Origin of the sequence: Plasticicumulans lactativorans (assembly GCF_004341245.1) — a bacterium.
In the GTDB taxonomy this organism is placed as follows: domain Bacteria; phylum Pseudomonadota; class Gammaproteobacteria; order Competibacterales; family Competibacteraceae; genus Plasticicumulans_A; species Plasticicumulans_A lactativorans.
Genome location: NZ_SLWY01000045.1, coordinates 1 through 5,614, shown reverse-complemented (window position 1 = coordinate 5,614; position 5,614 = coordinate 1). Strand labels below are relative to the sequence as shown.

Genomic DNA, 5,614 nt, shown 5'->3' with positions numbered 1-5,614 from the left:
AGCATCACGATGACCGGGATCGCCGCGCACAGCGTCGACAGCCAGGCGTTGTTGAGGGGGTCGTAGACTTGGGCCCACATGCGTTGTTGTCTCCTCCGGGTACGCACAAGGGCCGTGGCGGGCTCCCTGCGCTGCTCGCGCCCCGCCGCGACCCTCGAACTCGTCACATCACACCCCCTGCCTCCAGGGGACCGCTGCGCACGTCGCCCTTTCGGGCGATTCAGCCAGATTGGTAAATTGATCTGACTACTCTATTAGAAATTCTCACGCGTCCGGTTTCAACTGGAATTTTTACCATGACCCCTCTCCCTCATCGTTCAGTCAACCCATGCAGTGTCTTGAGCGATCGCCACGGCGGCCGTACCGCCCCTGATGCATGGCGATGCACCGGCACGTGCTGCTGCCGGCACCGTTCCAGTTCAGCATCGATAAATTGGTCTTACCAAATGGCCGTAACCCGTCGAAATCTCGATCGGGACACCGGCAGTGGATGTTCGACAGGCACGGCCGGTAGCGCTATCGTCAATTGGTCTTACCACAAGCCGGCCTAGGAGCTGTACGTGAAGCCCGTCAAGATTTCCGACGTCATCACCCACCAGATCGAATCGATGATCCTCGACGGTGGCCTGCGCCCGGGTGACCGCCTCCCCCCCGAGCGCGAGCTGGCGGCACGCTTCGAGGTATCGCGGCCCTCGCTGCGCGAAGCGATCAAGAAGCTCGAAACCCGCGGTCTGGTGGAGGTCCGCCGCGGCGGCGGCACGTATGTGTCGGACCTGCTCGACCAGACCTTCAGCAATCCGCTGATGGGGCTGCTGCACCACCATCCGGAGACGCTCTACGACCTGGTGGAGATGCGCGAGTCGCTGGAGAGCGTCGCGGCGTACTACGCGGCCGTGCGCGCCACCGAGGAGGATCGGGCGGCGCTGCGCCAGCGCTACGAGGCGATGATCGAAGCGCACGAGAACGCCCACGTCGACCCGGCCACCGATGCGCGCCGCGATGCCGAATTCCACATCGGGATCGCCGAGGCGGCGCACAACGTGGTGCTGCTCTACATCATGCGCGGGCTGTTCAACCTGCTGCAGAGCGGCATCTCGACCTCGCTCGAACGCCTCTACACCCGCCCGGGCAACCGCGAGATCGTCGGCGAGCAGCACCAGGCGCTGTTCGAGGCGATCATCGCCGGCGACGGCGAAACGGCGCGCCAGGCGGCGCAGCAGCACCTGCAGTTCGTCAAGCGTTCGCTGGTCGAGATCGACGAGGAGGAAAAGCGCATCGAACGCTCACGCCGCCGCCTGCACGGCCTGGCCGACTGAGCGCCCCTCACGCGGCGGCGTCTTCGCTCCGCAGCAGCTCGCGCAGCACCGCGGTGGCATAGGCGCCGGCCGGCAGCCGGAACGCCACCCGCAGCGCATCCCCCGCCAGCACCTCGCCGCCGGCCTCGCGCACCGGCAGGCGCAGCGCCCGCCGCTCCTGCTCGAGCCCGGCCGCCTCGAGGCCGGCGCAGAGCGTGGCGTGCGTCTGCGCGAGCTGCGCCTCGGCCGCCGCCACGCGACCGGTGGCGAGGCTGCCGCCACGCCCCCACAGCGGCCCGGTCGGGTGCACGTCGCCGCGGGCGAGGCGCTCGGCGATGGTGGCGTCGGGCTCGGCGCAGGCGAACACCGAGTGCGTGCCGTCGAGCATCAGCACCTCGCCCGGCAGCGCGCAGTCCCAGCTGCCGTCGCGCACGCGTTCGGCGAGCAGTTCGTTGAACAGGAACGAGCGCGCCGCCGACAGGTAGAGCCCGCGCTTGTGCCGGTCGCGCTCGCGCAGGCGCCCGGCGAACAGCGCCTCGGCGCGCGCCAGGTTGCCCCCCTCGCGGCCGAAGCGCTGCTCGCCGAAGTAGTTCGGCACGCCGGCCGCCGCGACCGTCGCCAGGCGTTCGAGCACGCCGGCGGGGTCACCGTCGAGATCGCGCAGCACCAGCCGGAAACGGTTGCCGGCGAGCACGCCGCGCCGCAGCTTGCGCCCGTGGCGCGCGGTGCGCAGCACCGTCACCCCCTCGGCGGCGAAGGTGCTCCAGTCCGGGTCGGCCCGCCCCGGCAGGTGCACCGAGAACCACTGCTCGGTGACGGCGTGGCGGTCCTTGAGCCCGGCGTAGCTGACCGCGTCCGCCCGCACGCCGGCGTGTGCCGCCAGCTGGCGTGCGACCCAGTCGGTGTTGGCGCCGCGCTTGCGCACGTAGACGAAGGCGTGTTCGCCGGCCCCGTCGGGCTCGAAGCCGAGGTCCTCGATGACCTCGAAGTCCTCGGGCACGCTCCGCATGCGCCCTGCCAGCGGCGGCAGCCCGTGGGCGTGGGGCAGCGGCTCGCTCACAGCACCGGTGCCTCGACCAGCAGCACCACCGCGTGCACGGCGATGCCCTCGCCGCGCCCGATCCAGCCGAGGCGCTCGGTGGTGGTGGCCTTGACGTTGACGCAGGAGTACGACACGCCGAGATCGGCGGCGATGTGCTCGCACATGGCCTCGACGTGCGGCGCCATCCGCGGCGCCTGCGCGACGATGGTCGCGTCGACGTTGGCGACCGCGTAGCCCTCGCCGCGCACCAGGTCGCGCACGCGGCGCAGCAGCACGCGGCTGTCGACGCCGCGGTAGACCGCGTCGGTGTCGGGGAAATGCCGCCCGATGTCGCCCAGCGCCGCGGCACCGAGCAGCGCATCGCACACCGCGTGCAGCAGCACGTCGCCGTCGGAGTGCGCGACGAGCCCGCGGTCGTGGGCGATGCGCACCCCGCCCAGGGTGATGTGGTCGCCGGCGCCGAAGGCGTGGACGTCGAAACCGTGGCCGATGCGCATGGCGAACCCCCTGCTGGTGGCACCCTGAACGGGGGCGCAGCGTAGCGCGGGCGCGCGGCGCCGGCCAGCACCGCACAGCGCCTCAGCGCGCCAGCCAGGCGCCGCCGTGGGCGCCGAGCACGGCGCCGAACACGGTGAGCAGGCTCAGCGCGAGCAGCACCCGGTGCAGGCGCAGGATCAGTGCGAGCGTGCCGGACGGGTCGCGCACCGCACGGGCGTGGAACCAGCGGTGCAGCAGCAGCGGTTCGAGCACGAACAGCATCAGCGTGAACAGCGCCCACACCGCGACCATCGCGTGCATCCACCAGAACCGCGGCTCGGCGAAACGCCACCCGGCATCGAGCCGCCAGGTCAGCCACAGCCCGCTGGCGCCGACCAGCGCCGTGGTCCAGCGCGCCTGCGCGGCGAAGCGCCCCTCGATGCGCTCGAAGAACGCGACCGGCTCCACCGGCGCATCGAGCCGGCGCACCGCCGGCAGCAGCACGGCGGTGACGAAGGCGACGCCGCCGATCCACAGCACCACGCCGAGCACGTGCAGCGCCCGTGCGAGCGCCAGGTCGTTCAGTTCCACGCCTTCCCCTCCGTCGTGCGCACGCCTGCCGTCATGCCGGCCCGGCCGCCAGCCGCGTGCGCGGGTCCTGGCGGTAGAAGGCCGCCAGTTGCGCGTACACCGCGGGGTACTCGGCGGCGAGCAGGCCGGGCTGTTCGAAGAACGCCTCGCTCAGCACCGCGAAGAACTCCTCGGGGCTGTCGCTGGCGTAGGGATCGAGCGGCGTGTCCTCGCCGGCATCGACGCGCCGGCAGAAGTCCTCGTAGGCCGCGCCGAACGCCGCCGCCCAGGCGGCCACGCGCATCCCCGCCGGCAGCGGCGGCAGGCCGTTCGGCTCGCCGTTCAGCATGTCGAGCTTGTGCGCGAGTTCGTGCAGCACCACGTTGTAGCCGTCGAGCGCCGCGCTGCCCTCGACGTCGTCCCACGACAAGAGCACCGGCCCGCGCTCCCAGGCCTCGCCGCTCAGCGGCCGGCGCACGTGGTGCACCACGCCGGCGGCGTCGGTCCACTCGTGGCGCGCCATGAAGACGCCCGGGTAGACGATGATGCTGGCCCAGCCGCGGTACCAGTCGAGCCCGAGGTACAGCACCGGCAGGCAGGCGAGCGCCGCCAGGCGCAGCCGCTCGGCGGCGTCGAGCGCGAAGCCCTCGACCGGTTCGATCGCCTTCTCGTGCAGGAACAGGATCGCCAGATCGCGCAGGCGCGCACGCTCGACGGCGTTGAGCCCGGCGAGCACCGGCCACGCGGCGAGCGCGGCCTCCCACGCCGCCGGCTCCAGGGGCGTGCGCGCCAGCACGCGCCGGCGGCGCCACTCCCTCAGCCAGCCCACGCCCGCCCCGGCAGGCCGGGCATGGGCGCCGGCCTCATGCCGCCGCGCCGCGCAGGAAGAACTCGGCGAGGGCGAGGTCCTCCGGACGCGTGATCTTGAGGTTGTCGGCGCGCCCCTCGACCAGCCGCGGCCGCAGCCCGAGCGCCTCGATCGCGCCGGCCTCGTCGGTGACGAGTTCGCCGCGCGCGAACAGCGTTTCGAGCGCCTCGCGCAGCACCCCGTAGCGGAACATCTGCGGGGTCTGCGCGTGCCACAGCTGGCGCCGGTCGAGTGTCGCCTCCACCCGGCCCGCGGCGTCGGCGCGCTTCAGGGTGTCGTGCACCGGCACCGCCAGCAGGCCGCCGACCGGGTCGTCGGCGAGGCTGTCGAGCAGGCGGTCGAGGTCGGCCGCGCGCAGGCAGGGGCGCGCGGCATCGTGCACCAGCACCCAGTCCTCGCGGGCGGCGCGCGCGGCCAGCGCGACGAGCCCGCCGTGCACCGAATGGCAACGCTCGGCGCCGCCGTCGGTGCGCTCGGGCACGCGTCCGCCGGGCCAGGGGAGGCCGTCCCACCAGCTGTCGTCGCGGCCCACCGCGACCACCACCGCCTCGATGCAGGGGTGCGCGAGCAGTGGCGCGAGGGCCCATGCGAGCACGCAACGCCCGGCGAGCGGCAGGTACTGCTTCGGGATCGCGCCGCCCATGCGCCGGCCCACGCCGGCGGCCGGCACCACGGCCCAGACCCGTGCGGCGCTCACCGGCCGTCGTCCTCGACGGCCGGCCCCGCGCCGTCGTCGGGCTCGGGATCGGCCGGGGGTTCGCTGCGGCGCGGCGGCGGTGGCGGCGGCTTGCGGGCGGGCTCGGGCTTCTTCGCGGCCGCCGCCGGCTTACCCGGCGCCGTGGCAGCACCGGCGGCGGTCGCCGGTTTCTGGACCTCGCCCGGGCGGCCCGGCTTCGACGGCGGCGCGGTCGGCGCCTCGTCGAGCAGGCGGAAGAAGGTCTCGTCGCGGCGCACCATGCCGAGTTCGGCACGCGCACGCTCCTCGATCGCGGCGAAGCCTTCCTTGAGGTCCTTGACCTCGGCTTCGAGCGCGCGGTTGCGGTCGAGCAGGGTCGCGTTCTCGGCCTTCTGCGCCTGGATCGCGGTTTCCAGCGCACGCTGCTGGCGCACGCCGCGGTCATCCGACATCCACAGCAGAAAGTTGAGCCCGAGCAGCGCGGCGATCAGGGCGGCGAGGAAGATCCGCATCGTGACAAGGGGCTCGGCGGGGTAACGAAGGAACAGGGACGACCCGCCGCGGCGGCCATCACGGCCGCCGCGGCGGGCGGGGGGGAGGCGGGGCGGCTCAGCCCTGGAGCTTGCGCGGGAAGGCGTTGCGCCCGGCGTACACCGCACCGGCACCGAGCTGCTCCTCGATCGCCA

General features: G+C 73.0%; 7 protein-coding genes. 1 reads left to right on the top strand and 6 read right to left on the bottom strand.

Features of this window, described 5'->3' with window-relative positions:
- Positions 1 to 560 precede the first annotated feature (560 nt).
- Positions 561 to 1,316: an FCD domain-containing protein gene (locus EV699_RS19585; protein WP_279389417.1), complete on the top strand. Its 756-nt coding sequence runs from the start codon at positions 561 to 563 to the stop codon at positions 1,314 to 1,316.
- Positions 1,317 to 1,323: 7 nt separating this feature from the next.
- Here EV699_RS19585 and truD read toward each other — a convergent pair whose 3' ends face one another.
- The 6 genes from truD to EV699_RS19555 all read right to left on the bottom strand — a co-directional run bounded on the left by truD (position 1,324) and on the right by EV699_RS19555 (position 5,440).
- Positions 1,324 to 2,355, bottom strand: a complete 1,032-nt coding sequence (gene truD, locus EV699_RS19580) for a tRNA pseudouridine(13) synthase TruD (RefSeq protein WP_132546006.1) — start codon at positions 2,353 to 2,355, stop codon at positions 1,324 to 1,326.
- Positions 2,352 to 2,834 carry a 2-C-methyl-D-erythritol 2,4-cyclodiphosphate synthase gene (gene ispF / locus EV699_RS19575; RefSeq protein WP_132546004.1) on the bottom strand — a complete coding sequence of 161 codons (483 nt, stop codon included), beginning with the start codon at positions 2,832 to 2,834 and terminating at the stop codon, positions 2,352 to 2,354. Before ispF ends, truD begins: the two co-directional genes overlap by 4 nt.
- A gap of 82 nt (positions 2,835 to 2,916) precedes the next feature.
- Entirely contained in the window at positions 2,917 to 3,399 is a 483-nt protein-coding gene (locus EV699_RS19570; RefSeq protein ID WP_132546010.1) for a hypothetical protein, read from the bottom strand.
- 37 nt (positions 3,400 to 3,436) lie between these two features.
- The gene (locus tag EV699_RS19565; RefSeq protein ID WP_132546002.1) at positions 3,437 to 4,213 is read right to left on the bottom strand and encodes a M90 family metallopeptidase; all 777 of its coding nucleotides are present in this window, start codon (positions 4,211 to 4,213) and stop codon (positions 3,437 to 3,439) included.
- Positions 4,214 to 4,247: 34 nt separating this feature from the next.
- Entirely contained in the window at positions 4,248 to 4,949 is a 702-nt protein-coding gene (gene ispD / locus EV699_RS19560; protein WP_132546000.1) for a 2-C-methyl-D-erythritol 4-phosphate cytidylyltransferase, read from the bottom strand.
- Positions 4,946 to 5,440, bottom strand: a complete 495-nt coding sequence (locus EV699_RS19555; protein WP_132545998.1) for a septum formation initiator family protein — start codon at positions 5,438 to 5,440, stop codon at positions 4,946 to 4,948. Before EV699_RS19555 ends, ispD begins: the two co-directional genes overlap by 4 nt.
- Positions 5,441 to 5,614 lie beyond the last annotated feature (174 nt).